The organism is Pseudomonas sp. SF2 (assembly GCF_036858055.1).
Lineage (GTDB): Bacteria > Pseudomonadota > Gammaproteobacteria > Pseudomonadales > Pseudomonadaceae > Aquipseudomonas.
The window spans coordinates 267,846-293,243 of sequence record NZ_JAMBDI010000007.1 but is presented as its reverse complement, the minus strand read 5'-3'; the positions used below and the strand labels follow the sequence as shown (position 1 = coordinate 293,243).

Annotated in this window: 26 protein-coding genes; 6 read left to right on the top strand and 20 right to left on the bottom strand. The window is 62.6% G+C overall.

Annotation, left to right across the window (positions count from 1 at the left end):
* Positions 1–56: 56 nt before the first annotated feature.
* Positions 57–764: a PA5502 family lipoprotein gene (locus tag M2S36_RS05220; RefSeq protein WP_207831497.1), complete on the top strand. Its 708-nt coding sequence runs from the start codon at positions 57–59 to the stop codon at positions 762–764.
* A 109-nt stretch (positions 765–873) separates the two neighbouring features.
* On the opposite strand, the gene katE is transcribed toward M2S36_RS05220, so the two are convergent.
* Positions 874–3,009, bottom strand: a complete 2,136-nt coding sequence (gene katE, locus M2S36_RS05215) for a catalase HPII (RefSeq protein WP_333956810.1) — start codon at positions 3,007–3,009, stop codon at positions 874–876.
* Between the two features lie 225 nt (positions 3,010–3,234).
* Between katE and M2S36_RS05210 the strand changes: the two genes are divergently transcribed.
* Genes M2S36_RS05210 through M2S36_RS05200 form a run of 3 tightly spaced genes read left to right on the top strand, consistent with a single transcriptional unit; the run spans position 3,235 to position 5,726 of the window.
* The gene (locus M2S36_RS05210) at positions 3,235–4,242 is read left to right on the top strand and encodes a methionine ABC transporter ATP-binding protein (protein WP_003256960.1); all 1,008 of its coding nucleotides are present in this window, start codon (positions 3,235–3,237) and stop codon (positions 4,240–4,242) included.
* Positions 4,242–4,913: a methionine ABC transporter permease gene (locus M2S36_RS05205; protein WP_063912363.1), complete on the top strand. Its 672-nt coding sequence runs from the start codon at positions 4,242–4,244 to the stop codon at positions 4,911–4,913. The genes M2S36_RS05210 and M2S36_RS05205 overlap by 1 nt, the downstream gene beginning before the upstream one ends.
* A 42-nt stretch (positions 4,914–4,955) precedes the next feature.
* Complete coding sequence (locus M2S36_RS05200; protein ID WP_063912362.1) at positions 4,956–5,726, top strand: MetQ/NlpA family ABC transporter substrate-binding protein; 771 nt, start codon at positions 4,956–4,958, stop codon at positions 5,724–5,726.
* 119 nt (positions 5,727–5,845) lie between these two features.
* Here M2S36_RS05200 and M2S36_RS05195 read toward each other — a convergent pair whose 3' ends face one another.
* From M2S36_RS05195 to M2S36_RS05175, 5 genes are read right to left on the bottom strand one after another with little or no spacing between them, the layout of a single operon-like run.
* Positions 5,846–6,478: an SCO family protein gene (locus tag M2S36_RS05195; RefSeq protein WP_333956809.1), complete on the bottom strand. Its 633-nt coding sequence runs from the start codon at positions 6,476–6,478 to the stop codon at positions 5,846–5,848.
* Positions 6,475–7,368, bottom strand: a complete 894-nt coding sequence (gene cyoE / locus M2S36_RS05190) for a heme o synthase (protein ID WP_207831491.1) — start codon at positions 7,366–7,368, stop codon at positions 6,475–6,477. The genes M2S36_RS05195 and cyoE overlap by 4 nt, the downstream gene beginning before the upstream one ends.
* Positions 7,353–8,432: a COX15/CtaA family protein gene (locus M2S36_RS05185; RefSeq protein WP_333956808.1), complete on the bottom strand. Its 1,080-nt coding sequence runs from the start codon at positions 8,430–8,432 to the stop codon at positions 7,353–7,355. Before M2S36_RS05185 ends, cyoE begins: the two co-directional genes overlap by 16 nt.
* A gap of 9 nt (positions 8,433–8,441) precedes the next feature.
* Entirely contained in the window at positions 8,442–9,023 is a 582-nt protein-coding gene (locus M2S36_RS05180; protein ID WP_063912358.1) for a hypothetical protein, read from the bottom strand.
* Complete coding sequence (locus M2S36_RS05175; RefSeq protein ID WP_207831484.1) at positions 8,992–9,729, bottom strand: SURF1 family protein; 738 nt, start codon at positions 9,727–9,729, stop codon at positions 8,992–8,994. The genes M2S36_RS05180 and M2S36_RS05175 overlap by 32 nt, the downstream gene beginning before the upstream one ends.
* A gap of 63 nt (positions 9,730–9,792) precedes the next feature.
* On the opposite strand from M2S36_RS05175, the gene M2S36_RS05170 reads away from it, so the two are divergent.
* Positions 9,793–9,996, top strand: a complete 204-nt coding sequence (locus M2S36_RS05170; RefSeq protein WP_003258925.1) for a twin transmembrane helix small protein — start codon at positions 9,793–9,795, stop codon at positions 9,994–9,996.
* Between the two features lie 36 nt (positions 9,997–10,032).
* Here the strand turns inward: M2S36_RS05170 and M2S36_RS05165 are convergent, their stop codons facing one another.
* From M2S36_RS05165 to coxB, 4 genes are read right to left on the bottom strand one after another with little or no spacing between them, the layout of a single operon-like run.
* Positions 10,033–10,920 (bottom strand): cytochrome c oxidase subunit 3, encoded by an 888-nt coding sequence (locus M2S36_RS05165; protein WP_087501037.1) that lies wholly within the window; start codon positions 10,918–10,920, stop codon positions 10,033–10,035.
* 16 nt (positions 10,921–10,936) lie between these two features.
* Positions 10,937–11,503: a cytochrome c oxidase assembly protein gene (locus M2S36_RS05160; protein ID WP_063912355.1), complete on the bottom strand. Its 567-nt coding sequence runs from the start codon at positions 11,501–11,503 to the stop codon at positions 10,937–10,939.
* 10 nt (positions 11,504–11,513) lie between these two features.
* On the bottom strand, positions 11,514–13,103 hold the full coding sequence (gene ctaD / locus M2S36_RS05155; protein WP_207831482.1) for a cytochrome c oxidase subunit I: 1,590 nt from the start codon (positions 13,101–13,103) through the stop codon (positions 11,514–11,516).
* Between the two features lie 43 nt (positions 13,104–13,146).
* A complete protein-coding gene (gene coxB, locus M2S36_RS05150) occupies positions 13,147–14,274 on the bottom strand; it encodes a cytochrome c oxidase subunit II (protein ID WP_207831480.1) in 1,128 nt (375 codons plus the stop codon).
* A 369-nt stretch (positions 14,275–14,643) separates the two neighbouring features.
* On the opposite strand from coxB, the gene M2S36_RS05145 reads away from it, so the two are divergent.
* Positions 14,644–15,285 (top strand): hypothetical protein, encoded by a 642-nt coding sequence (locus M2S36_RS05145; RefSeq protein ID WP_207831478.1) that lies wholly within the window; start codon positions 14,644–14,646, stop codon positions 15,283–15,285.
* 131 nt (positions 15,286–15,416) lie between these two features.
* Here M2S36_RS05145 and M2S36_RS05140 read toward each other — a convergent pair whose 3' ends face one another.
* The 10 genes from M2S36_RS05140 to M2S36_RS05095 all read right to left on the bottom strand — a co-directional run bounded on the left by M2S36_RS05140 (position 15,417) and on the right by M2S36_RS05095 (position 25,392).
* Entirely contained in the window at positions 15,417–16,949 is a 1,533-nt protein-coding gene (locus tag M2S36_RS05140) for a SulP family inorganic anion transporter (protein ID WP_333956805.1), read from the bottom strand.
* A gap of 190 nt (positions 16,950–17,139) precedes the next feature.
* Positions 17,140–17,859: a carbonic anhydrase gene (locus M2S36_RS05135; protein ID WP_063912352.1), complete on the bottom strand. Its 720-nt coding sequence runs from the start codon at positions 17,857–17,859 to the stop codon at positions 17,140–17,142.
* Positions 17,860–18,146: 287 nt separating this feature from the next.
* Positions 18,147–18,686, bottom strand: a complete 540-nt coding sequence (gene traF / locus M2S36_RS05130; RefSeq protein ID WP_333956803.1) for a conjugative transfer signal peptidase TraF — start codon at positions 18,684–18,686, stop codon at positions 18,147–18,149.
* Positions 18,683–20,521 carry a type IV secretory system conjugative DNA transfer family protein gene (locus tag M2S36_RS05125; RefSeq protein ID WP_333956802.1) on the bottom strand — a complete coding sequence of 613 codons (1,839 nt, stop codon included), beginning with the start codon at positions 20,519–20,521 and terminating at the stop codon, positions 18,683–18,685. The genes traF and M2S36_RS05125 overlap by 4 nt, the downstream gene beginning before the upstream one ends.
* A 43-nt stretch (positions 20,522–20,564) precedes the next feature.
* Positions 20,565–21,104 (bottom strand): IncP plasmid survival protein KfrC family protein, encoded by a 540-nt coding sequence (locus M2S36_RS05120; protein WP_063912349.1) that lies wholly within the window; start codon positions 21,102–21,104, stop codon positions 20,565–20,567.
* 11 nt (positions 21,105–21,115) lie between these two features.
* The gene (locus M2S36_RS05115; RefSeq protein ID WP_333956801.1) at positions 21,116–21,886 is read right to left on the bottom strand and encodes a TraX family protein; all 771 of its coding nucleotides are present in this window, start codon (positions 21,884–21,886) and stop codon (positions 21,116–21,118) included.
* Positions 21,883–23,577 (bottom strand): DUF2235 domain-containing protein, encoded by a 1,695-nt coding sequence (locus M2S36_RS05110; protein ID WP_333956800.1) that lies wholly within the window; start codon positions 23,575–23,577, stop codon positions 21,883–21,885. The genes M2S36_RS05115 and M2S36_RS05110 overlap by 4 nt, the downstream gene beginning before the upstream one ends.
* 70 nt (positions 23,578–23,647) lie before the next feature.
* Positions 23,648–24,106, bottom strand: coding sequence for a hypothetical protein (locus tag M2S36_RS05105; RefSeq protein WP_333956799.1), 459 nt, complete (start codon positions 24,104–24,106; stop codon positions 23,648–23,650).
* Positions 24,107–24,471: 365 nt separating this feature from the next.
* Complete coding sequence (locus M2S36_RS05100; RefSeq protein ID WP_333956798.1) at positions 24,472–25,077, bottom strand: transglycosylase SLT domain-containing protein; 606 nt, start codon at positions 25,075–25,077, stop codon at positions 24,472–24,474.
* A gap of 12 nt (positions 25,078–25,089) precedes the next feature.
* Entirely contained in the window at positions 25,090–25,392 is a 303-nt protein-coding gene (locus tag M2S36_RS05095; protein ID WP_063912341.1) for a TrbM/KikA/MpfK family conjugal transfer protein, read from the bottom strand.
* Positions 25,393–25,398: the final 6 nt, after the last annotated feature.

The window sequence follows — 25,398 nt, the reverse complement described above, 5'->3', positions numbered from 1 at the left end:
CGTGCGCACCTGGGTGTAGACTTGCTCGCTTTTTGCGCAAATAGAGAGTCGCAGGAATGAAGCCGTTCGCCTTCCGTTATCTGCTTGTTGCCGCGTTTTCCCTGTTCCTGGTCGCGTGTTCCAGCGCGCCGGTCGAACAGGCCACCGCACCTGCCCAAGCCGATGCCTGGCAGCAGTTGCAACAGAACATTGCCAGCAACGAGCTGGCCACCGCCGAGGACCAGCTGGCAGCCCTGCAAGCCCAGGCGCCCGATGACGCGCGCCTGGTGCAATACCAGCGCCAGCTCGCCGAAGCCTACCTGCAACGCAGCCAGATCTTCCTGCAAAAGGGTGATGTGAATGCTGCCGCCACCGCCCTGGCCCGTGCCCGCGCGCTGATGCCGCAGGCCCCGGCGGTGACCGGTGGCGATGCCGTGACCCAGGCGCGCAAGGCCGAGCTGGAGAAGGCGGAAGCGGCGTTGAAAGCGGCCGAGGCCAAGCCCAAGGCGCGCATCATCGACCCGTCCGCACCGAGCACCGTGGTGGCCTTGAAGACCACCGACAGCCGCGCCATGCGCCGCCAGCTGGATGACATTGCCGCCGATGTGGTGAGCTACCAGTGCGACGTGGTGTTCCAGGTGCCGCGCACCGAGGATGCGCCTTGGCTGAAGACCTTGCTGGAGAAGCGCGTGCGCAAGATCGACAGCGGGTTCGAGTTGAAGCAGAAGCACGAGATTCAGCGGTCGCTGCCGGCGCAGGTGGTTCTGGTTCCGCATCAGCGTTAAGAATCTGGGGGCGCTGCGCGCCCCTTTCGCGACACAAGGCCGCTCCTGCAAGGGAATGCGATCTCCTGCAGGAGCGGCCTTGTGTCGCGATGGGCTGCAAAGCAGCCCCTTAGGCCGGCACAGCCTCCGCAGCCGCCTCCCGCTCCCACACTCGATGCCCTTCTACCGCTTTGACGAAGGCATCCACGGTCTTCTGCTCATCTCCCAGCAGCAACCCCTTGTCTTCTTTCAGCCCCAAGCTGCCCAAAAGCTCTTTGGTCAACACCATCGCCTTCAGGTGCTTGTAGCCCTCCAGCAGAAAATGCTTGGCCAAACCGCTGGCCGCCAGCGCATCGGTCGAAGCCTTGCCCCCAGGCACGACAATCCCGTCAAACATGATCGAGGGCATCCCTTCCATGGAAGCATCCACCGGTAGTTGCTTGCCGTCCGCAGCCTTCACCGGTGCTGAGGTCGGCCCAAGGAGCAATGGTCGGGCACTGTGTGCTTCCAGGGCTTTGACCAGCTTGTCCACGCTGCCAGCGTCTACGCCATCTGTCACCAGTACGGCGATCTTGCGGCCCTTGATGCCAACCGAGCCCGGGTGGTTCATCTGGCTCAGGGCAGGCGACTGCGCAAGCTGGCTACCCTTCACTTGCACCGTGCCTGCACTCGGCGCAGGCAAGCCGAGGTTGGCAGCCACCGCAGCCGCCAGCTTCAAGTCGATATTGGCAAGAATTTCATTCACTTCCCGAGCACGAATCGTCTCACGTTCCACTTTGCCCAGCTCAAAGCTGTAGGCCTTGATGATGTGCTGCTGCTCGGTCGGGCTCATGCTCTGGAAGAACAGCCGCGCCTGCGAGAAGTGGTCACCGAACGACTCGCTGCGCTGGCGGATCTTGTGCGCATCGATGCGTTCCTGAAAGCTCTCGAAACCACCATCCTGTGCGGCAGGTGGGGTTTCCTTTGGCCAGCCGCCATCGATGGAGTTTGGTTCGTAAGAAGCGCGCCCCTTGTGCACCACATGCTGATGCAGGGCGTCGCGCTGGTTGTTGTGATTGGGAGCGACGGGGCGGTTGACCGGGATCTGATGGAAGTTGGGCCCACCCATGCGGCTAAGCTGGGTGTCGGTGTAGGAGAACAGCCGCCCCTGCAGCAACGGGTCGTTGGTAAAGTCGATGCCCGGTACGATATGGGCCGGGCAGAACGCCACCTGTTCCACTTCGGCGAAAAAGTTGTCCGGGTTGCGGTTCAGGACCATCTTGCCCAATGGTGTAACCGGCACCAACTCTTCCGGGATTATCTTGGTCGGGTCCAGCAGGTCGAAGTCGAACTTGTGCTCGTCCGCTTCCGGCACGATCTGTACGCCCAGTTCCCATTCCGGGTAATCGCCGGTCTCGATAGCCTCCCACAAATCGCGTCGCTGGAAATCAGCGTCCTTGCCGGCCAGCTTCTGTGCTTCGTCCCATAGCAGGGAATGCACGCCCTGGCGCGGTTTCCAGTGGAACTTGACGAAACTGGCCACACCCTGGGCATTTATCAGGCGGAAGGTATGCACCCCGAAACCTTCCATCATCCGCAAGCTGCGCGGGATCGCACGGTCCGACATTGCCCACATGACCATATGGGCAGACTCCGGGACCAGCGAGACGAAATCCCAAAAGGTGTCATGGGCCGAGGCACCGGTCGGGATCTCGTTGTGCGGCTCCGGCTTTACTGCGTGGACAAAATCCGGGAATTTGATTGCATCCTGAATGAAGAACACCGGCATATTGTTGCCCACCAGATCGAAGTTGCCTTCGTCGGTGTAGAACTTGACCGCAAAACCCCTCACGTCGCGCACGGTATCGGCTGAGCCACGCGGGCCTTGCACCGTGGAAAATCGCACGAAAACGGGCGTGATTTTCTCCGGGTCCTGCAGGAAGCCAGCCTTGGTCAGCTCGGCGTGGTTGCCATAGCTCTGGAAATAGCCATGCGCTCCCGTCCCTCGCGCATGCACGATGCGCTCCGGGATGCGCTCGTGGTCAAAGTGCGTGATCTTCTCGCGCATGATGAAATCTTCGAGCAGCGAGGGGCCTCGGTCACCGGCCTTCAGCGTGTTCTGGTTGTCGGCGATGCGCACCCCCTGATTGGTACGCAACGCACGGCCTGTGGCATCGCTGCGGTCAGCCTCCAGGCTTTGCAACTTGGCGTTGGTATTGGCCCGGTCCGGGGTCTGGGTGCCGGCGGCCTCGCTGTGCTTTGGCGCGTCCGTGTTCTTGCTGGGCATGGTCGGCTCTCCTCATCAGTCTACAGGCGTGCCCGTTCGGGCTTGTTCAGGTAGTGACCGGAGCGCTTTGCCGAGCGTTCAATCAGAATTACCGGTTGTCGCGATATGCCCGAAGGATTGGTGCATTACGAAATAAATGCTAAGAACAGCTATGGGAAAAGGCTAAAATGCGCGACCCCAGCTAACCGCTGACCCAAATTCCATGCGCCCCACAAGGTTCGCTACGTGATCGAGTTCCAACAGGTACACAAGACCTACCGCGTCGCCGGTAGGGAAATCCCCGCACTGAATCCGACCAGCCTGACCATCGAAGATGGCCAGGTGTTCGGCCTGATCGGCCATTCCGGCGCCGGCAAGAGCACCATGCTGCGTCTGATCAACCGCCTGGAAGAGCCCTCCGGCGGCAAGATCATCGTCGATGGCGAAGACGTTACCGCGTTCAACGCCAGCCAGCTGCGCGGCTTCCGCCAGCAGGTCGGGATGATTTTCCAGCACTTCAACCTGCTGGCCTCCAAGACCGTCGCCGACAACGTCGCCCTGCCACTGACCCTGGCCGGCGAGCTGTCGCGCAGCGAAATCGACAAGCGCGTGACCGAGTTGCTGGCCCGTGTCGGCCTTTCCGACCATGCCAGAAAGTACCCGGCGCAGCTGTCTGGCGGCCAGAAGCAGCGCGTCGGCATCGCCCGCGCCCTGTCCACCAACCCGAAGATCCTGCTGTGCGACGAGGCCACCAGCGCCCTCGACCCGCAAACCACGGCCTCGGTCCTGCAATTGCTGGCCGAAATCAACCGTGAGCTGAAACTGACCATCGTGCTGATCACCCACGAAATGGACGTGATCCGCCGGGTCTGCGACCGCGTGGCAGTGATGGACGCGGGCCAGATCGTCGAACAAGGCTCGGTGGCCGAGGTGTTCCTGCACCCGCAGCACCCCACCACCAAGCGCTTCGTCCAGGAAGACGAGCAGGTCGACGAAGGCGAGCAGCGTGACGACTTCGCCCACGTACCAGGCCGTATCGTGCGCCTGACCTTCCAGGGCGACGCCACCTACGCGCCGCTGCTGGGCACCGTGGCCCGCGAAACCGGTGTGGACTACAGCATCCTCGCCGGGCGTATCGACCGCATCAAGGATGTCCCCTATGGCCAGCTCACCCTCGCCCTGATCGGCGGTGACATGGAAGCGGCGTTCGCCCGCTTCAAGGCAGCTGACGTACATATGGAGGTACTGCGTTGATGGACGCCCTGAATTTCTTCGCCAACGTCGACTGGGCCGAAATCTGGCTGGCCAGCGTCGATACCATGATCATGCTGTTCGGCTCGCTGTTCTTCACCGTGCTGCTGGGCCTGCCCCTGGGCGTGCTGCTGTTCCTCTGCGGGCCGCGGCAGATGTTCGAGCAAAAGGGCGTCTACGCGCTGCTGTCGCTGATCGTCAACGTCCTGCGCTCGCTGCCGTTCATCATCCTGCTGATCGTGATGATCCCGATCACCGTGCTGATCACCGGCACTTCGCTGGGCGTCGCCGGCGCCATTCCGCCGTTGGTGGTAGGTGCCACACCGTTCTTCGCGCGCCTGGTGGAAACCGCCCTGCGTGAAGTGGACCGCGGCATTATCGAAGCCACCCAGTCGATGGGCGCCACCACCCGCCAGATCATCACCAACGCGCTGCTGCCAGAGGCCCGCCCGGGCATCTTCGCGGCCATTACCGTAACCGCCATCACCCTGGTGTCGTACACCGCCATGGCCGGTGTGGTCGGTGCCGGCGGCCTGGGTGACCTGGCCATCCGCTTCGGCTACCAGCGTTTCCAGACCGACGTGATGGTCGTCACCGTGGTGCTGTTGCTGGTACTGGTTCAAGTCCTGCAGAGCGTGGGCGACAAACTGGTCGTGCATTTTTCCCGTAAGTAACCCCCGTTCGGGGGCCGTCGCGGCCCTCACAAGGAGTGATCAATGAAGAAGCTGCTTGCTGTTGTCGCCGCTGTCGCGGCCTTCTCGGCCCACGCCGAATCGCTGACTGTCGCCGCCACCCCGGTGCCGCACGCCGAAATCCTCAACTTCGTCAAACCTGCACTGGCGAAAGAGGGCGTGGAGCTGAAGGTCAAGGAATTCACCGACTACATCCAGCCGAACGTGCAGGTTGCCGAAAAGCGCCTGGACGCCAACTTCTTCCAGCACCAGCCGTACCTGGATGAGTTCAACAAGGCCAAGGGCACCAACCTGGTGAGCGTGGCTGGCGTGCACATCGAGCCGCTGGGCGTGTACTCGACCAAGATCAAGAAGCTGGACGAGCTGTCCTCCGGCGCCACCGTGGTCATACCCAACGACGCCACCAACGGCGGCCGCGCGCTGCTGCTGCTGGACAAGGCCGGCGTGATCAAGCTCAAGGACAACAAGAACATCCTGGCCACCGTGAAGGATGTTGCCGAGAACCCGAAAAGCCTGAAGTTCCGTGAGCTGGAAGCAGCCACCATTCCACGCGTGCTGACCCAGGTCGATGCAGCCCTGATCAACACCAACTACGCGCTGGAAGCCAAGCTGAACCCGGAGAAAGACGCCCTGGTCATCGAAGGCAGCGACTCGCCTTACGTGAACATCCTGGTTGCCCGCCCGGACAACAAGGACTCGGACGCGATGAAGAAGCTGGCCGCTGCACTGCACTCGCCTGAGGTGAAGCAGTTCATCGTCGAGAAGTACAAAGGCGCTGTGGTGCCGGCGTTCTAAGCCGTCACATCGCGCTGGACTCTTCGCGGGTAAACCCGCTCCCACAGGGATAGCGCAAGGCTCACGGCCTACGCTGTACCTGTGGGAGCGGGTTTACCCGCGCAGCTTTTGGGGTTAACTCAATCCCGCTTCACAAGCCCGGGCAACTGCGCCACCAGCTTCTGGTTGTTGAACGGCGCCCGAATGAACCCGCGCTGACGCCCGTCCGGCCCCACAACCGCCAGGTTGCCGCTGTGATCCACGGTATACCCGGGCTTGCCGGTATCGGCCGGAATGAACGGAATGCTCAAGGCATTGGCCAGCTTCTGGGTATCCTCGATCGACCCCACCACCCCGACGAAATCCTTGTCGAAATAACCCAGGTACTGCTTCAGCTGGTTCGGCGTGTCGCGGTTCGGGTCTACGCTCACCAGCACCACCTGCAGCCGGTCGATGGCCTCCTTGGGCAACTCGCTCTTCACCTGGCGCAGCTGGGCCAGGGTGGTCGGGCAGATGTCCGGGCAGTAGGTATAACCGAAGAACAGCAGCGACCATTTGCCCTTCAGGTCATCCAGCTGCACCGGCTGGCCGTCCTGGTTGGTCATGGTCACGTCAGCCACGGTACGGCTCTGCGGCAGCAGGATGATGCCGGCATCGATCAGCTCGGTGGGGTTGGGCTGGTCGCGGCCATTGAGCACCTTGTTGACGGTCAGGCCCAGGATCAACGCGACCAGGGCAACGAGGATGAAGACGGTTTTCTGGGTTCGGGTCATAGGTTCAGCAACAGGTAGTGGTCGAGGAGCAACGCGATGAACAGCGCGAACAGGTACCCGATAGAGTACTTGAAGGTGCCGATCGCCGCGTGCGGCCGGCTGCCACGGTACAACACCCAGGCCCATTGCAGGAAGCGCAGGCCCAGCACCAGGGCGCAGGCCAGGTACAGTGGGCCGCTCATGTGGATGGCGTAGGGCAGCAGGCTCACCGCCAGCAATACCAGGGTGTACAGCAGGATATGCAGCTTGGTGTAGCGCTCGCCGTGGGTCACCGGCAGCATAGGGATATCGGCCTTGGCGTATTCCTCCCTGCGGTGAATGGCCAAGGCCCAGAAGTGTGGCGGGGTCCAGGCGAAGATGATCAGCACCAGCAGCAGGGGCTCGGCGCTGACATGGCCACTGACCGCCACCCAGCCCAGCAACGGCGGGGCGGCACCGGCCAGGCCACCGATGACGATATTCTGCGGCGTGGCACGCTTGAGAAAGCCGGTATAGAGCACCGCATAGCCGAGCAATGAGGCCAGCGTCAGCCAGGCGGTGAGGGAGTTGGTGAACACCAGCAGCAGGGCCATGCCCAGCAGCGCCAGCGCCAAGGCGAACAGCAGCGCCGGCAGCGGCTCGACCCGGCCTTGGGCCAGGGGCCGCTTGTGGGTACGCGCCATCAGTGCGTCGATGCGTCGGTCCACCACATGGTTGACCACCGCCGCGCCGCCTGCACACAAGCCAATGCCCAGGTTGCCGAACAGCAGCACGCTCCAGCTGACACCTGCACGGGTGGCCAGGAACATGCCCGCCAGCGAGGTGATCAGCATCAGCACCACCACCTTGGGTTTGGTCAGCTCCAGGTAATCACGCCAGCTGGCCCGCCGTGCGCTCAGAAGCGTCGCCACGAATCATTCCTCATGTGGTGGGAGATACCCACGCCAGCCACAGGCCGCAGGCGCCAGGCATGGCCGACACCCACGCGAACCTTGTCGACCACGCGGATGCGGTAGTTCACCAGCACCATGCTCAGCAACAACAGCGCCCCACCCGCGTTGTGTGCCACGGCCACGGCCAGCGGCAGGTGCAGCAGCACATTGCTGATGCCCAGGCCGACTTGCACCAGCAGCGCCAACAGCACCAGCCGCGCCAGGCCAGGGAGGCCGCAGCGGTGCAGCTTCCAGCTGAGCATCAGCAGCACGCAGGTCACCAGCAATGCACCCAGGCGGTGGCTGATGTGGATGGCCGTGCGCGCATCACTGTCCAGCTGCCCGCCCAGGTAGTTGGGCCCGACGTGCTGGGTCAGGTGAAAACCGTTGCTGAAGTCCGCCGCCGGCCACCACTGGCCGTGGCAGGTGGGCAGGTCGATGCAGGCGACGGCCGCGTAGTTGGCACTGACCCAGCCGCCCAGGGCGATCTGGCCGATCACCACCAGCAAGGCCAGCGCGGCGATCCGGCGCAGGCTCAATGGCAGCTTGGGCAAGGGTGCAAAGGCCCGGGACAGACGCAGGGACAACAGGAACAACAGGCTCAGGGTAGTGAAGCCACCGAGTAGATGCGCGGTGACCACCTGCGGCCACAGCTTGAGGGTGACCGTCCACATGCCGAAGGCGGCCTGGGCCAGCACCACGCCCAGCAACAGCAAGGGCAGGCGATAAGGCTGGCCATCGCGGGCATGCCGGCGCAGCGCCTGCACGGCGAGCAGGGCTATGACCATCGCCAGGGTGCCGGCAAAGTAGCGGTGGACCATCTCGGCCCAGCCCTTGGCAGCTTCCACCGGGTGCTCGGGGAAATGCAGCTCGGCATGGGCCAGCTGCGCTTCGCTCTTGGGCACGCTGATGAAGCCGTAGCAACCCGGCCAGTCAGGGCAGCCGAGGCCGGCGTGGGTCAGGCGGGTATAGGCACCGAGCAGGACGACCAGCAGTGCCAGCAGGGTGGCGAACACAGCAAGGCGGAATCCGGGTCTGGCCATGGCAGGCTCCTAGCCAATGTTGGACAGCTTGAGCAGGTGGCGCAGGTCGTCCAGCACATGCTTGCCGTTGACCTTGGCGTCGTAGCGCAGCACCAGGTTGCCGTGCGGGTCGACGATCCACAGCTGCGGGCCGGCCTCACCGACCTGCTGCAGGTAGCGTTGCGCATCCAGCGGGTAGCGTTGCAGCTGCGGATACTCACGGCCAATCAGCGCCTGGTAGTCGGCGCTCAGCGGCTGGGCGGTCGCCAGCGCATGGCTGGCACGGCTGGCATCGCGGCCCAGACCAACCTGGATCTGCCGGGCCAGGTACACCAGGCGCTGGCAGTCCTCGGCACACACCTCGGGCGCGCTCACCAGCAGCTGCCAGTGCTCGTCCTGGCCTGCCACGCCGAGATCGGCGCGGCTTTCACCGTTGCCGATCATGGCGCCGTGGTAGCTGCGGCCTTCCGGCACCCAGAACTTGAGCTTGTACATGCTGGTGGCCAGCACCATCGGCCCGAGCACCACCAGCAGGATCAGGACAAGCTGCAAACGCCCGCGGGCTCTGGGTTTGCTACGTTCAGGCACTTCCAGTGGAGTGGCGGTGGCCATGGGGTTTCTCCTTGTTGTGGTGCCAGCCGAAGTAGAGGTAGAGCAGTACCAAAGTGGTTGCCAGGGCGAACCATTGCACGGCGTAGCCCAGGTGTTTTTCCGGGCCCATGGCAACGACCGGCCAGTCCAGGCGATAGGTCGCCGGGCCGGGCTCCAGGCGCAGCTCATGGGCGAAGCCTTCGCGATCGAGTTGTTGCCATAGCTGGGCGGCATCCACGGCGGTCAGCAGGTGCGGCCACTGGCCGCCTGCAGGGTCGGGATGCAACTGGAATGTGCTGCCAGGCGCGACATATACCGAGGCATCCAGCGCCAACGCCTGGGCAGGGGTATCGAAATGCACAGGCACGCGGCGATCCGGCCAGGGTAGCCAGCCGCGGTTGACCAACAGCCACAGGCCGCTAGCCTGGTCGTGGAAGGGTTGCAGCAGCTCGACACCGGCCTGGCCATCGCGCATGCGGTTGTCCAGCAACAGGCTGTGCCCGGCGTCGAAGCGGCCATGGAGATGCACGCGGCGGAAGGCATTGTCCTGGTTCGCGGTCAGCTGGGCCGTGGCCAAGGGCGCTTCGATCCGCCGCTCGGCATAGGCGGCCAGCAGCACGCGCTTTTCCTCGGCACGGCCGAGTTGCCAGCAGCCAAGCGCGATCAACCCCGGCAGCAGCGCAAGCACCACCAGGGTTGGTACCCAGCCCGGACGAAACGGCCTCATCGGAGCCTCGCCGGGCCGATCGCTATACTTATCCACATCACCGCATCCCCCCGGAGTATCGCCATGCTCAAGGCCGCGATTGTCCTGATGCTGTTGGCCACGATTGCCAGCCTGTTCAGTGGCCTGGTGTTTCTGGTCAAGGACGATGAAAACTCGACCCGTTTGCTGAAAGCGCTGACCGTGCGGGTGACCCTGGCAGCCCTGACCATCGGCCTGGTGGCCTGGGGCTTCATCAGCGGTCAGCTCGTCTCACACGCCCCCTTCTGAAGTTCTCACCTACCCCTGTGGGAGCGGGTTCTTTATTCACAACACATAGACAAAGATGAACAACCCCACCCACACCACATCGACGAAATGCCAGTACCAACTGGCCGCCTCGAAACCAAAGTGTTTCTCCGGGTTGAAATGCCCGCGCAAGATGCGCACGAACATCACGATCAGGATGATCGTGCCCAAGGTAACGTGGGCGCCGTGGAAGCCGGTTAGCATGAAGAACGTCGCGCCATAGATCCCCGATCCCAGGGTCAACCCCAGCTTGGTATAGGCCTCGTGGTACTCGTAGGCCTGCAACGCGATGAAGCTGGCGCCCAGGATGATGGTCAGCGCCATCCAGAATTTCAGCGGGCCACGGTGGTCACGGCGCAGGGCATGGTGGGCGATGGTGATGGTCACGCTGGAACTGACCAGCAAGATGGTGTTGATCAGCGGCAGGTGCCACGGGTCGATCACTTCCTTGGGCGGCGGGAACAGTTTCGGGTCGGGCGTGTGCAGCAGCGGCCAGGTGAATTCGAAGGTCGGCCACAACATGTGCGCAACACCCTTGGCCCCTTCACCGCCAAGCCACGGCCCGGCCAGCACGCGCACGTAGAACAGCGCACCGAAGAAGGCCAGGAAGAACATCACCTCGGAGAAGATGAACCAGCTCATGCCCCAGCGGAACGAGCGGTCCAGCTGCGGGCTGTACAGCCCCGCGCGGCTCTCCCGTACCACCGAACCGAACCAGCCGAACAGCATGTAGGCCAGGAACAACGCGCCGATGAAGAAGATCAGCGGCCCGTGCGACTCGGGGTGGCCAGCCTTCATGTCGTTGAACCAGGTACCCAGGCCGAACACCGTGATGAACATGCCGATGGTGGCGATGATCGGCCACTTGCTCTGCGCCGGGACGTAGTAGTGCTCATGACTTGCCATTGCTGTTCTCCTTCCCTTAACGGGCGCCCTGGACGTCCTGGGCCGCGACATGCGCGACCGGCGGGTGGCGAGCGGTGATGTCGAACAAGGTGTAGGCCAGTGTCAGGTGCTTCACGCTGGCCGGCAGGTCGCGGTCGACGATGAAGCGCACCGGCATCTCGATGCGTTCGCCGGGCTGCAGCACCTGCTGGGTAAAGCAGAAGCACTCGGTCTTGTGGAAGTACGCCGCGGCCTCGGCCGGGGTGATGCTGGGGATGGCTTGCGCACTCATCGGCCGGTCGGTCGGGTTGTGAGCGATGAAGATCATCTGGTTCACCGCCCCCGGGTTGACCTCCAACTGGTCGGCGGTGGAGTAGAAGTCCCAGACCATGTCGCTGGCATTGGTCGACATGAACTGCACCCGCACCGAACGCGTGGGGTCGCTGATCTGGCTGCCTTCATACTGCCCACCGGTCTTGCCGTTGATGCCGAAGGCCTTGCACATCACGTCATAGATAGGCACCAGGGCAAAGCCGAAGGCGAACATCACCACCGTCAGCATCAGCAGGCGCAACACCAGGCGCTTCAGCGAAAGGCCGTTCATGGCACGGTTCCTATTTCACTTCCGGTGGCGTCTGGAAGGTGTGATACGGCGCAGGCGAAGGGATCGACCACTCCAGGCCCTCGGCGCCATCCCAGGGCTTGGCCGGTGCCGGCGCGCCGCCACGAATACACTTGATGACGATGAACAGGAAGAAGATCTGCGTGGCGCCGAACATGAACGCGCCGATCGACGACACCATGTTGAAGTCGGCGAACTGCAGGTTGTAGTCGGGAATCCGCCGTGGCATGCCGGCCAACCCCACGAAGTGCATGGGGAAGAAGGCCATGTTCATGCCGACGAACGATAGCCAGAAGTGCAGCTTGCCGAGGGTTTCGTCGTACATGTGGCCGGTCCATTTCGGCAGCCAGTAGTAGGCCGAGGCGAAGATGCCGAAGATCGCCCCAGGCACCAGCACATAGTGGAAGTGCGCCACCACGAAGTAGGTGTCGTGGTACTGGAAGTCCGCCGGGGCGATCGCCAGCATCAGCCCGCTGAAACCGCCGATGGTGAACAGGATGACGAAGGCGATGGCGAACAGCATCGGCGTCTCGAAGGTCAGCGAGCCTTCCCACATGGTGCTGACCCAGTTGAACACCTTCACCCCGGTAGGCACGGCGATCAGCATGGTGGCGTACATGAAGAACAGCTCGCCGACCACCGGGATACCGACCACGAACATGTGGTGGGCCCAGACGATGAACGACAGGAAGGCGATGGCGCCGGTGGCGTACACCATCGAGGTATAGCCGAACAGTGGTTTGCGCGAGAACGCCGGGATGATCGAACTGACCGCGCCGAAGGCCGGCAGGATCATGATGTACACCTCGGGGTGGCCGAAGAACCAGAACACGTGCTGGAACAGCACCGGGTCACCACCGCCGGCGGCACTGAAGAAGCTGGTGCCGAAGTGGATGTCCATCAGCATCATGGTCACCACGCCAGCCAGCACCGGCATCACCGCAATCAGCAGGAACGCGGTAATCAGCCAGGTCCAGACGAACAGCGGCATCTTCATCAGGGTCATGCCCGGGGCACGCAGGTTGAGGATGGTGGCAATCACGTTGATCGCGCCCATGATCGAGCTGATGCCCATCAGGTGGATGGCAAAGATGAAGAAGGTGACGCTGGCCGGCGCATAGGTGGTGGACAGCGGGGCGTAGAAGGTCCAGCCGAAGTTGGGCCCGCCGCCCGGGCTGAACAGGGTCGAGACCAGCAGCAGGAAAGCCGCCGGCAGCAGCCAGAAGCTGAAGTTGTTCATCCGCGGCAGGGCCATGTCGGGCGCGCCGATCATCAGCGGGATCATCCAGTTGGCCAGGCCGACGAAGGCCGGCATCACCGCACCGAACACCATGATCAGGCCGTGCATGGTGGTCATCTGGTTGAAGAACTCCGGCTGGACGATTTGCAGGCCGGGCTGGAACAGCTCGGCGCGGATCACCATGGCGAACGAGCCACCGAGCAGGAACATCAGGAAGCTGAACCACAGGTACATCGTGCCGATGTCCTTGTGGTTGGTGGTCAGCACCCAGCGCATCAGGCCCTTGGCCGGGCCGTGTGCATGCTCATGGCCGTGGGCGTGGTCGTCGATCACTGCACTCATGTCCTGTCTCCTGCAATCCATTGATTGCCGCGAGTAACCCGGTTCATTGCGCTTCTGCCTGCTTCAGCGCCAGCACGTCCTTCGGCGTGACCATGTCACCCTTGTTGTTGCCCCAGGCGTTGCGCTCGTAGGTGACCACGGCGGCGATATCGACTTCCGAGAGCTGCTTGCCGAACGCGGCCATGGCGGTGCCGGGCTTGCCGTGGAAGACGATGCCCAGGTGGGCTTCCTTCGGCCCGGTGGCGATCTTCGAGCCCTTGAGCGCCGGGAACATTGGCGGCAGGCCCTGGCCTTCGGCCTGGTGACAGGCCACGCAGGTGGTGTGGTAGACCTTGTCACCACGTTCCACCAGTTCTTCCAGGGTCCATTCCTTGCTGGTCAGCTCCTTGAGCTTGGCAGCTTCAGCCTTGCGCTCGCCCAGCCAGGTGTCGTAGTCGGCCTTGGACTTGACCTCGACCACCACCGGCATGAAGCCGTGGTCCTTGCCGCACAGCTCGGTGCACTGGCCGCGGTAGATGCCGGGCTTCTCGATACGGGTCCAGGCTTCGTTGACGAAGCCGGGGATGGCATCACGCTTGACCGCAAAGGCCGGCACCCACCAGGAGTGGATGACGTCGGCAGCAGTCACCAGGAAGCGCACCTTGGCGCCCACCGGCAGCACCAGCGGCTGGTCGACTTCGAGCAGGTAGTGCTCGTCCTTGGGTGCCTTGTTATGGATCTGTTCGGTGGGGGTGGCCAGGTTGCTGAAGAACTCCACGTCCTGGCCCAGGTATTTGTAGTGCCACTTCCACTGGTAGCCGGTAACCTGGATATCGATGTCCGACTCGCTGGCATCGTAGATGTCGATCAGGGTCCTGGTGGCCGGGATGGCCATGGCCACCAGGATCAGGAAGGGGACCACGGTCCAGAGGATTTCCACCCAGGTGTGCTCGTGAAAATGCGCAGCCTGCTGGCCGGTGGAGCGGCGGTGGATGACCATCGACCAGAACATCGCACCGAACACCACGATACCGATGATCACGCAGATCCAGAAGATGGTCATGTGCAGGTCGAAGACGGCGTTGGAGACTTCCGTCGCCCCCGGGTGCATGTTCACGGTCCAGGCGGCGTTGGCCTGACCAAAAACCGACCACAACAGGAGGCCCATCCAGACATGTGGATGTCGCATCATTGCGGGTTCCCCTTCTCGTTCTTGTAGTCCCGGAGGCGTGGCCTGCGGCAAGAGGGAACGGTGGTCAAGACTGCCTGGCTTCGACGACCGAGCCCCTGCTAAAAGCAGTCGGGCCTCATCAACGAATCACGTTCACCGGGAGTATAGACAGCGACCAACGGCACGCAACGAAGCCCGTGAAATGAACTCGATGAAATGGCTGAATAGCCTGAAAACCGCGCGCTTGACACGGCATGGCACAATACTGGCGTTTCGATATGCCTGAGCATGCACACGTTTGCGCGACTTATAACAAATGCGTCTTAGGTATTCTGTATACCGAGCTAATTTAGTGTCTTCCGTTTGAAACGTAATGTCCCTGGAGTTGTCATGAACATCGCTGCTGTACGCGAGCAGGTAAGCCAAGCCCATCAACACGAAGGCCAGACCGGCCAACTGAAAAAGCGTCTCGAGCTGCAACTGCCCCACCTGCACCCCTCGATCCAACTGCCTGAGCAGGACGCCCAGGGTACTTTGGCGCGCTTCGTCAGCGCCTACATCGACCAGGTTCCGGAACTGCTGGAGGCCGCCCACGCGGTTGCCCGCGAGGCCGGAATCGAATCGCAGATCAAACCTGTACTGAAAATTGCCGAAGCCTACTTCCTGCAGCCACCCAGCGTGATGCAAGGGCATGTGGGCCTGGACTGCCTGCTGGATGAGGCCTACCTGGCGCACCGCCTGGTGGAAGAGGTGAACGACCTGTACATCCGTCACTTCCAGCAGCCGCTGATCCCGGTCGACACCACCGTCGCCAACCTGATTGCCCACCAGTTGATTGGCGAGACCTTTGCCAACCAGCTGGATGAAGTGGTGCACCATTCGGTGGACGAAATGTTGAACGACGAAAGCTTCGCGGTGGAGTCGGTGGAGGCCTACCGCGAGAAATTGAGCAGCCCGGAAACGGGTGCGGCGTGGAAGCGCTGGCCGTGCCTGTCTCGTCAGCTGGGTGTGGAGTTGGGCCAGCCGGCCTGATTTCCTGTCCCGGCCTCTTCGCGGGCACGCCCGCTCCCACAGGTACTGCACAGGGTTCAAAGCCTGTGCAGTACCTGTGGGAGCGGGTTTACCCGCGAAGCGGCCAGTTCAGGCGATACAGGCTTTCAGCTTCAAGCCCCAATCCCCGCCGTAGTCCGCATCCGCCCCTCGATCCGCCGCTTCAGGCGCCGCTGCTCGATCAGCAACCGCGACCCATTGGCCGAATTGCTGCGACCCCAGTCCTCCAGCAGCTCAAGGCACGAGTGGTCGATATAGCTCAGGTTACCCAGCGGCACGTGCAGCGTGGTCCCCGCCGGCACGCTATCCAGCACCTGAGTCAGCGCCGGCACCTTGAGGAAGGTGGCGGCACCACTAAGCCGCAGTTCCATGTGCCCAGCCTTCTCCAGGCTGACCAGGTTGATCTTCAACCGCGCCGCCTTCAGAGCCAGCTTCAGCAAGGTCAGGGCAAAGCCCAGCAGCACGCCGGTCAGCAGGTCGGTAAAGATGATCGCCAGCGCCGTCGCCGCGTAGGTGAACATCGGCATACGGCCATAGCGGCCAAGGCCGCGAAACGCCTTGAAATCCACCAGCTTGACCCCGGTAAACACCAGCACACCCGCCAGGCTCGTCACCGGGATCTGCTGCAAAACGCTGCTCAGCGCAACCACGAATGCCAGCAACCAAAGGCCATGGAAGATTGCCGAAGCCCGGGTCTGTGCACCCGCCTGCACGTTGGCCGAGCTACGCACGATCACCCCGGTCATCGGCAACGCGCCCAACACCCCGCACAGCATGTTGCCGATGCCCTGGGCCGACAGCTCACGGTCGAAGTCCGAACGCTGGCCGCTGTGCATGCGGTCAACCGCTGCAGCCGACAACAAGGTTTCGGCACTGGCGATGAAGGCCAGGGCAAACGCGGCAACCAGCAGGGTAGGGTCGGCCAGTTGCATCAGGTCACCAGGGCGGATCCAGTCGATGGCCTCGGACAGGTCGGCCGGCACCTGTACGCGGTTCACCGGCAAGGCCAGCCACATACTGATTGCCGTCATGGCCGACACGCCCAGCAGGGCACCCGGGACGAAGCGCAGCCGCTGCGGCCGCAGGCGCTCCCAGCCCCACATGATGGCGATGGTGCCAAGGCCCAGCACACCGGCCACCCAGCCGGAGCCGGCGTTTTCATGTGGCAGGGCTGCGGCCACCGTCGCCGGGAACTCCAGCAGGTTCTGCATGCCGGAAGGCTGCGGCGCGGTGTCGAACATCACATGCACCTGCGACAGCACGATCAGCACGCCAATCCCGGCCAGCATGCCGTACACAACCGCCGGCGCGGTAACCCGGAACCAGCAGCCCAGGCGCAAGCGCCCAGCCAGCAATTGCAGCAAGCCGGCCAGCAGCAGGATCGGCCCGAGCATGGCCATGCCATGCTGGCGCACCAACTCGAACACCAGTACCGCCAGGCCCGCTGCAGGGCCACTGACCTGCAGCGGCGAACCGGCGAGGAAACCCACGACAATGCCGCCGATAATGCCGGTAATCAGGCCTTTGGCTGGCGGCATGCCCGAGGCGATCGCAATGCCCATGCACAACGGCAGGGCAACCAGGAAGACCACCACCGACGCCAGCAACTCACGCGGCAGGGCCGTTTTCAACTGTGTAATGTTCACCGTGTTTCTCCTTTCTCTGTCACACAGCCATTCCCCTGGCCGTGGGCACGTTTGCCCCTGACGAGCGCGCAGGCGCGGGCCGCCAGCGGGCGTGCCGGCAGGCAGTCAGGGAATTCAAGGCAGCCGAAGGCCGCGCCACACCCTACGGGGTGCAGCCGGCTATCAAGGTTTCAGCGGGCGGATGGGTCGCTTAGTAGCGGCCTCTCGGAGTAGCGCAGGGGACCGGCTCGCCGGCGGCCAGGGGCAGGAAGCTATCGCTGGCGGCGTCGTAGGCTTCGATCTTGCTGGTCTCGATGTCGTAGACCCAGCCATGGATGAACAGCTCACCGGCGGCCAGGCGCGAAGCCACCGAAGGGTGGGTGCGCAGGTGATGCAGCTGGGCGATGACGTTTTCCTTGGTCAGCACTTGCATCGTTTCGTGTTCGCTGCCGCACGAGCAGTTGTTCTCGACCACGGTACGGGCCACTTCGGCGTGGCGCAACCAGGCGGATACGGTCGGCATCTTGGTCAGCGATTGCGGGTTGAGTACCGCGCGCATGGCGCCGCAGTCGGAGTGGCCGCAGACGATGATGTGATGCACTTTCAACGCCAGTACGGCGTACTCGATGGCGCTGGAAACGCCGCCGTTCATCTGGCCATAAGGCGGTACCACGTTACCGACGTTACGGGTCACGAACAGGTCGCCAGGCGAACTCTGGGTGATCAGCTCGGGAACGATGCGCGAGTCGGCGCAGGTGATGAACATGGCACGCGGTGTTTGCGCGGTGGCGAGCTTCTTGAACAGCTCTTGCTGCTCGGGGAAAACGTCATGGTGAAAACGCAGGAAGCCGTCGACGATGTGCTTAAGGGCGGCATCGGCGCTCTCCGCGGGGACCTGCGGTACGACCTTGGATGGGTCCTTGATGGGCATGATTCATCCTCTTGACGGTGTATAGGTAAATCCATTTTACCGGTGAAAGATTCTGGCTATGCAGGGATTTAGATGACACGCACGGGCCATAGATCACAGTCGGTGTGGACTGATTTCCTACGCTAGCGAGGAAAACTTAACTGAAGCTTAATTCGAAGGCTCTAGAACGGGGGTTCCAGATGAAAGAGGCGGGAACTGGATAATAGCAAAAAACCATCAGCTGCCAAGTACCATTAGTGTAATTATTCATTCCAATGAGTAGTACTGGGGTTAGCACACCCCAGCATTTACCGGGGCTGGCGATCCCACACCAGCCAGGGCCTGATCACCTCATCCAGCTGAACCCGAGGCACTGCGCCAAAGTAGCGACCATCGAACGACAACCGGCTGTAATCGGAAAGCATCAATACCTCGCCATCAGCCAGGCGGAAATGCGTCAATGCCGGGTGCGGCATGCTGCGGCCGCTGGGATCCTTGGACAAAGGCTGGCTGCGCGGCTGCAGCTCGCCGTTGACAGTAACGCCCTCGGCGGCGATCCGCACCTCGTCCCCCGCAACTGCTACCAAGCGTTTGATCATGCGCATGTACCCCCCTGGGCATGGCCCGCTGCTCAGGTAACCTCGCGCGTTGGCCAGGTCGAACACCGGCTGCGGGGGCGGGCAGAACATGACCAGGTCGCCTTTCTCCGGCGCCTTGTCGACTACCCAGTAAATGCCCGGCGGGAAGCTGCTGGTGACGTTGATCCGGGCGCCGCCGTGCAACACCAGCGGCAACAGCAGCAAGACCAGGATGCCCAGCAGCGCGGCCACGCTCAGCGGACGTCTCATGCCGGCGTCGCCGAGCCACGTATGTCGATGGTTCGGTCGCTTTCACGCGGCGCAGGCACCTTTGCGCGGGCAAGGAAGATCGGGTCCTGGAAGTACAGCGGCTGCTTGCCGTAGAACGCCGGGTAGCCAGCACAATACACCACCATATCGCCGGCTTCCTGGATGTTGCCCTGGCTGTCCTTGCGCGGGCCGGGCATGCGCAGGGCCTCATCGGTGGTCAGCAGCGGTCGCTGCACTTCCTGGATGGTGCGCGACACTTGGCCGAGCAGCACACTGGAGCGACGCCCGCTGGTAGTGATCTGCTCCTTGATGATAGTGGTCTGCCCGGTGAGCTTGGATAGATGCTCTGCGGTTTCCACGCGGTTCGGCGGGTAGGCGTTCTGAATATGGCAGTTGGAGGTGATGCTCTCGTTCTGCCCGTAGAACTCCTGCAGCTGCGACAAGTCCTGGATGATCAGGTAGCACTTGATACCGTAGCCGGCCACAAAGGCCAGCGACTCCTGCATGATGTCGAGCTTGCCCAGGCTCGGGAACTCATCGAGCATCATCAGCAGGCGGTGCTTGTAATGGGCCTTGGGCCGGCCGTCCTCAAAGTCCATCTTGTCGGCCAGCAGGCGCACTATCATGTTCACCAGGATGCGCACCAAGGGGCGCAGGCGCGCCTTGTCGTTGGGCTGGGTGATGATGAACAGGCTGACCGGGTCGTCGTGGTTCATCAGGTCGCGGATCTTGAACTCCGAGCGGGCGACGTTGCGCGCCACGATCGGGTCGCGGAACAACGACAGGTACGATTTGGCTGTGGACAGCACCGAGCCGGCCTCTTCCGCGGGGCGATCAAGCATGTCACGCGCGGCGGAGCCCACCAGCGGGTGGTTTTCACCGCCAAGGTGCCCGTAGTGGGTCATTTCCTCCCACAGCTCGTTGATCGGACGCGATGGGTCGGCGAGCATGGCGTCCAAGGCTGGCAGACTGGCCACGCCTCCCTCATCCAGCGAGCGGTAGCACAGGTGCAGGATGCAGCCCACCAGCATTGCCTGCGACGTTTTTTGCCAGTGGTCGTTGAGGCCCTTGCCATCCGGGTCGACAATCAACGTCGCCAGGTTCTGCACATCACCCACCTCGAATTCGGTACCAAGGCGGATTTCCTCCAGCGGGTTCCAGCCCACGCAGCCATTTGCCGTGGCCGGCTCGAAGCGCAGCACCTTGTTGCCGGCATGCTTCTGCCGCCAGCCGGCGGTCAGCGCCCATAGCTCGCCTTTGAGGTCGGTAATCACTGCGCTGTGCTTCCACGACAACAAGGTCGGAATCACCAGACCGACGCCCTTGCCGCTGCGGGTCGGGGCGAACGTAAGAATGTGCTCTGGGCCATTGTGGCGCAGGTAATGCAGCTTGTTACGCTTGTCCAGCCAGGCGCCCACATACACACCCTCGTCGGCCAGCAAGCCGGCACTCTCGATGTCCTTGCGCTCGCCCCAACGCGCCGAACCGTGCAGGAAGGCATTGGCCTTGGCGCTGTTGCTGTTGATCAGGCGGATGATCATCACCGCTATCATGCCCACACCACTGACCAGCATGCCAAGGGAGCCGGCGCGCATCAGCGGGTCCTGATACTGGCCCGACCAGTTGGCGGCCCATACCAGAATCATCCACGGTGCATAAACGCCGTTGAGATTGGCGCCCAGCGCCGCGTGGTACTGGAACAGGTAGGCGAAGTACTGGGTGGCAGTGGCCAGGCCGGCGAGCAAGAAGAAGATCGCCAGCAAAGACTGCCAAGTACTGCCGCTGCTACGCTGGCCACCGCGGATCTGCGGGCCGACGGCGTTATTGTGTTTCATGGGTTCGCTCCGTGAACGAAGGAATTGAAAAGGGAATACTGATTCAGGGCGACGAGGTGCGTGAACGCCCAAGGTCCTGAGCCTGGTTGCGCCGCTGCGCTTCGGTCAGGGAGCGCTCGGCCTGGCGCTGCAGGCTCCACTGCTCGGCCAGCTCGGGCTGCTCGGCACGCAGGCGGCGCACCGCCAGCTCCTCGATGCGCGGACTGTAAAGGCCCATGCCGTGATGCAGCTCCTGCACCCGCTCGAGACGGCCCTGCAGTTGTAGCAGGCGCGCCTGGCAGCGCTGGTTGCACTGTTCCCAGGTGGCACGGGTGGAGGGTAGGGCGAGCCAGCCCGGGCGGCCGGCCAGGTTCTGCTGCAGCTGCGCCTGCTGACGCTGCACCAGGCTCTCCAGGCGCTGCTCCAGCGCTTGGGCCTGTTCCGCCTTCTGTTCGACGTACTCACCCAAGGCCTGGGTGTAGCGCATCTGCACCGGGCTGCCTTCGAGCAGGGCGGTCTGCTCGGTCGCCAGCGCCTGGGCCTGGGCTTCAACGGCCTGCCCGGCTTCTCCGAGCCGGGCCTTGGCCTTGTTTGGATCGTCCATGGGGACCTGCTTCATATCAGGAATAAGTAACCGGCCTTGGCCATCGGGATGCGGATCAACCAGAGCACCAGCAAATGCAGGGGGTAATAGCCGTAGAACAGCCAGCGCCAGCGTGGCAGCTTCGGCTGCAACCAACCGGCCACCAGCAGCAAGGGCAGGGCGGCGAACGCCCAGGCGTTGCCATTGATCGGTGACAGCGCCGCCAGCGAAACCACGACGCCCACGCCCGCCATGGCGTTCGGACGCCGCACATACCAGCCCACGCTCAGCCCCAACAGCACGGCCGGCCACCAGAATTCCACCAGTGCTCCGCCGACCACGAACACGCACAGCGCGATAGCCCAGTAATGTGCTTGCCCGGCCGCCGCACGCTCACAAGCAGCGGTGACCAAGGTGATTACCAGCAGGGTAAAGAGAATGTTCAGCGGATAGGCGCCATACAGCAGCCCACCCAGCGCAATGAACGGCGGTGTCGCCAACACACCGAACAGACACAGGCGCATCGCAGTGCGGCGGTAGGCGCCCGTTACCCCGACACCCGGGCGCGCCAGATTGCAGGCCAGTACCATCACGAACAATGGCATCGCCAACCGCCCGGCCTCGAACAGGTATGGCAAGGTCTCGTTGAACAGGTACTTGTTGACGTGGTCGCCGGTCATCAACAGCAACGCCAGCCATTTCAACGCCTCCAGGGCACCGTCAGCCAATTGCAGGCGAGGCAGGGCGAAGGTCTTCTGCCCTTGCTGCACGGCAACCGCACCAATCGGACGACGTTCATTCATCGGCGCATCGCCTGAGACAGGCCCACATCCAGCTCGAGTTTCGACGCGACGTTTTGGGCCACTTCGCCGACACCTTTCTCATGCACGATCGCGGTGCTCTTGCCCACCTGGAAGTTGCGGCTCGGGTCAACATCGCGGCGGTCATGAATGACGAACTGGTCGGTCTGGCCGATCTTCTGCAGGATGTGATGCTCGTCCATGTCGACAACCAGTCCGCTGGTGGCCTTGCGCCCGGTTTGCGAGGCTTCGCCAACGCTGGCCGACGGGTTGAGGCCAAGGGCCTTCTCTTCCATGGCCTTGAACGAGTCGCTGCGTTGCTGCGCCTGGGGGTCTTGCTGCTGACCCTGTTTGAGATCCTTGGGGACTGGCACGGGTTGCAGGTTCAGGCTGCTGATAAAGCTTTGATCAGGTCGCGAACCTGTCATCGTGTTGGCCATGTCCTGGCTCTGCTGGGTGGCAGCCTGCCGGTACTTGGCCAATTCCTGTTCGAATGAATCTGCCCGTGCCTCCTGACGCTCGGAACGACTGCGCAAGCCGAGGTACTCGGATGCACGATCCTTGAGCTGGGAGCCTTTTTCGGCGAACCAGCTTCCAACCGACTCGGCGCCCCGCTGAATACCACTCTTGCTCAAGGAGTTGTCATTCTCGAAAATGATTCCCCGACCATTCGTCTGGTGGTCGAAAGGATGGGTCTGGCGATCAAAGATATTGATCGTGCCACGCTCCATCGGAAAGGGCGTGTTATCGACGGTCTGAAAGGCGCCGTCAGCGCCACGGGTGAACGCGTCCTTACCATGGATCAACCGCGAATCGATCAGCGCCTCCTGGACTTTCTCCGGGCTCTTGATCACTTCGTTGTACTGACCGATACGCTGCAAGTCTTCCTGTTGCATCGGCTTCATCTCGATGCCAGCCGATTGCAGGCGGTCATACATCACCGCCAGAGGGCCAGCGGCCAGTACGTCGTCCTTGTAGCCACCGCCAACCTGCGAGTGCGCACCCGGAAACTTCAACTCCTCGATACGCGAATTGTCGTCATTGCGCAGGGCACTGGTCAGGCGAAAGGTGTCACGGTACTCGTTTGCCGCCACGAGGTGCGTGGTCGAATCGACGTTCTTGCCGATCTCCAGGTTCTTGCCCAGGTGGGTATCCGACATCGCGTTGCCATAGGAAGCCACGGTATCGAAGATACCCAGCTTGTTCACATGGGCCTGGCCGGGAGGAATCAGGAAATCGCCGGTCGCTTTGCCCTGCTCATCCAGCTTGGGAACGCCGCGCTCGATGAATTCGTTGGCCAGTGCTCGGGACTGTGCGGCACCACGGCTGAAGCCGACGATATTCACGTCGATCTTCTGGTCTGGGTACTTGTTGTGGAAAGCAACGATGGCGTCGTACGCCTGGTCGATACGCTCCTGGCCACCCAACCCGGTGCCGCCCTCCAGGGCTGAGCGCGCCGAGGTCTTGCCTTGACTGCCAACCCCGTCGAAGTAGACCTTTTCCGATTGGCCGGAGCGGTCCTGGGCATCGTATTGCTGTGGGACATGCCCCGAATTGCGCGCCAGATTGGTGCCTTTGGCCGTATCCAGGTCGAATAGCCGGGCGACGTTGGTTTGCGTGCCCTCAGGTGTATTCAGATCTTTGTTATTGCCGGTGCCGTCGAAATACACCGTGAAGCGCAATGCATCGCCCATGTCATATCCCTATGAAGTGCCACGTGGCTAAAACGTAAATCCACCGGCGCGTCGCCGCGCCGACGTTTCCTCAGGAACTCTTTTTGTTCAGGGTCACGATAAGGTCATGCACGCCATCACCGGCGGCACCAATGTAGGCTTTGTAGAACTCCTTGCCCTTGAGCAACAACGGCGAGCCACTCAGCGAATCGGCTGCCGCGTCGACGGCTGCACCGCCAAAATCTTCACCCATTCGCTCGACACTACGGGCACGTGCGGACGGGTCGTCATAAGGCTTCTGATACCAGCTGGCTACCTGGTACTCGACGCCTTCCTTCTCGAACTGCGTGTTCAGGTGAGACGCCAGAGCAATCAACGACTCCCGCATCAGGGTCGGATCGATACCCTGCTCCTTCATGAACGCCTCCACTCGTACCTGTGCTGCCGCGATAAGGTCTGCATGGGTGTAGCCGGGCATGGGCGGAAACACACCATCAGGCAACTTCATGCCCGGGGTGTAGGGTTGATACTGGCCTTGATTGTCTTGCATGGAAATCTCCTTGGCTTGAAGCGAAGATGAAGTGGCAGGCAGGAGCACACAGGCCCCCAGCAGCAGAGGGATTAGCGAGCCCAGGCGCAGCCCCGACCAGAGGTCAGAGGTGCGGCAATAGGCTCTGCCCGAACTGGATGCTTTCGCATCGATGGTTTTACCGTTCAATCTCAATCTCCCTGAACATGGCTCTCGGCGGGTCCCTGTTTGATGTCGCGTCGCAGCTCAAGTCGCCTTGCGTGAGGCGAAGAATATCGATAAACCTGTGGCCAGGGGCCACCAGTTAAGTAGGTCAGCAGTAACAACTGTCTCACGACCGCGCTACGCAGGATTTCGCAATGCTCCATCCAAGACCACCTGCTCCCTCACCTGCTCCCCGTCACCAGTCCACGGGGTACATAGGCCGACGTAGGGGCGGTTTGCGACGTGACCGGCTGCCGCACGACAGCCGCCTCCACCGCCGGAACCGTTTCGGCAGCCGCCACCGGAACCTCGCTCGGCACGCTGGATAACACCGCACCTTGCGCCACCTGCTGCGTGGCGAAGCGCTCATCGAGCCAGTCGGCCCACCAGGCCGCGCGACGCATCACCTGCTGGCGGTAGCGCGCATTGATCGCTGGCGTGCGTGAATGATAGTTGGCTACCCGCGTCCACAGGTCGCCGCGGTCGTTACGCACATGGCCACGCAGGCGCCAGGCCGCCAGGTCGTAGGAATAGCAGCCACCCTGTTCGACATCCTCGGGGGTGATGCCATAGCGCGAGAGTTCGCGCAGGTACGAGGTATTGAACTGCATGGGCCCCACGTCGTAGGTGCCGTTGCGGTTGCGCACCCACTGGCCCGGCTTGCCACCCTCCTGGGCGGCCACGGCGAGCACGATATTCACCGGCAGTTCGTACTTCACGGCGGCCATGATCGAACAGGCGATCGGCTCGCTGAGGGCCGGTGGCGGTGCGTCGGCAACGAATGGCATCCCGGGCGCGCCTCAGATGACCTTGCCGAACTTGTTGTTGATCGACCTGGTCGCGCTCGGGTCGGCCTTCGGACAGCTGTCGAGGAAGGACTTGCGGGCGTCAGCGGTCTGGCTCAGCTTGATCTTGCCTTTCTTCCGCTTGACGATGCTGAAGTAGTCGGCGACCGGGCCATCGCAGTTTGCCACCACGCCGGCGCCCTTGAGCTTGCCCCACATGCACAGCACAGTGGCACAAGGATCGCGGGCTTCGGCGGGGAGGGCGATGGCGAAGGTGGCGGTCAGTAAAGTTGCCGATAGTAGTTTTGCAATGGCCATGCGAAC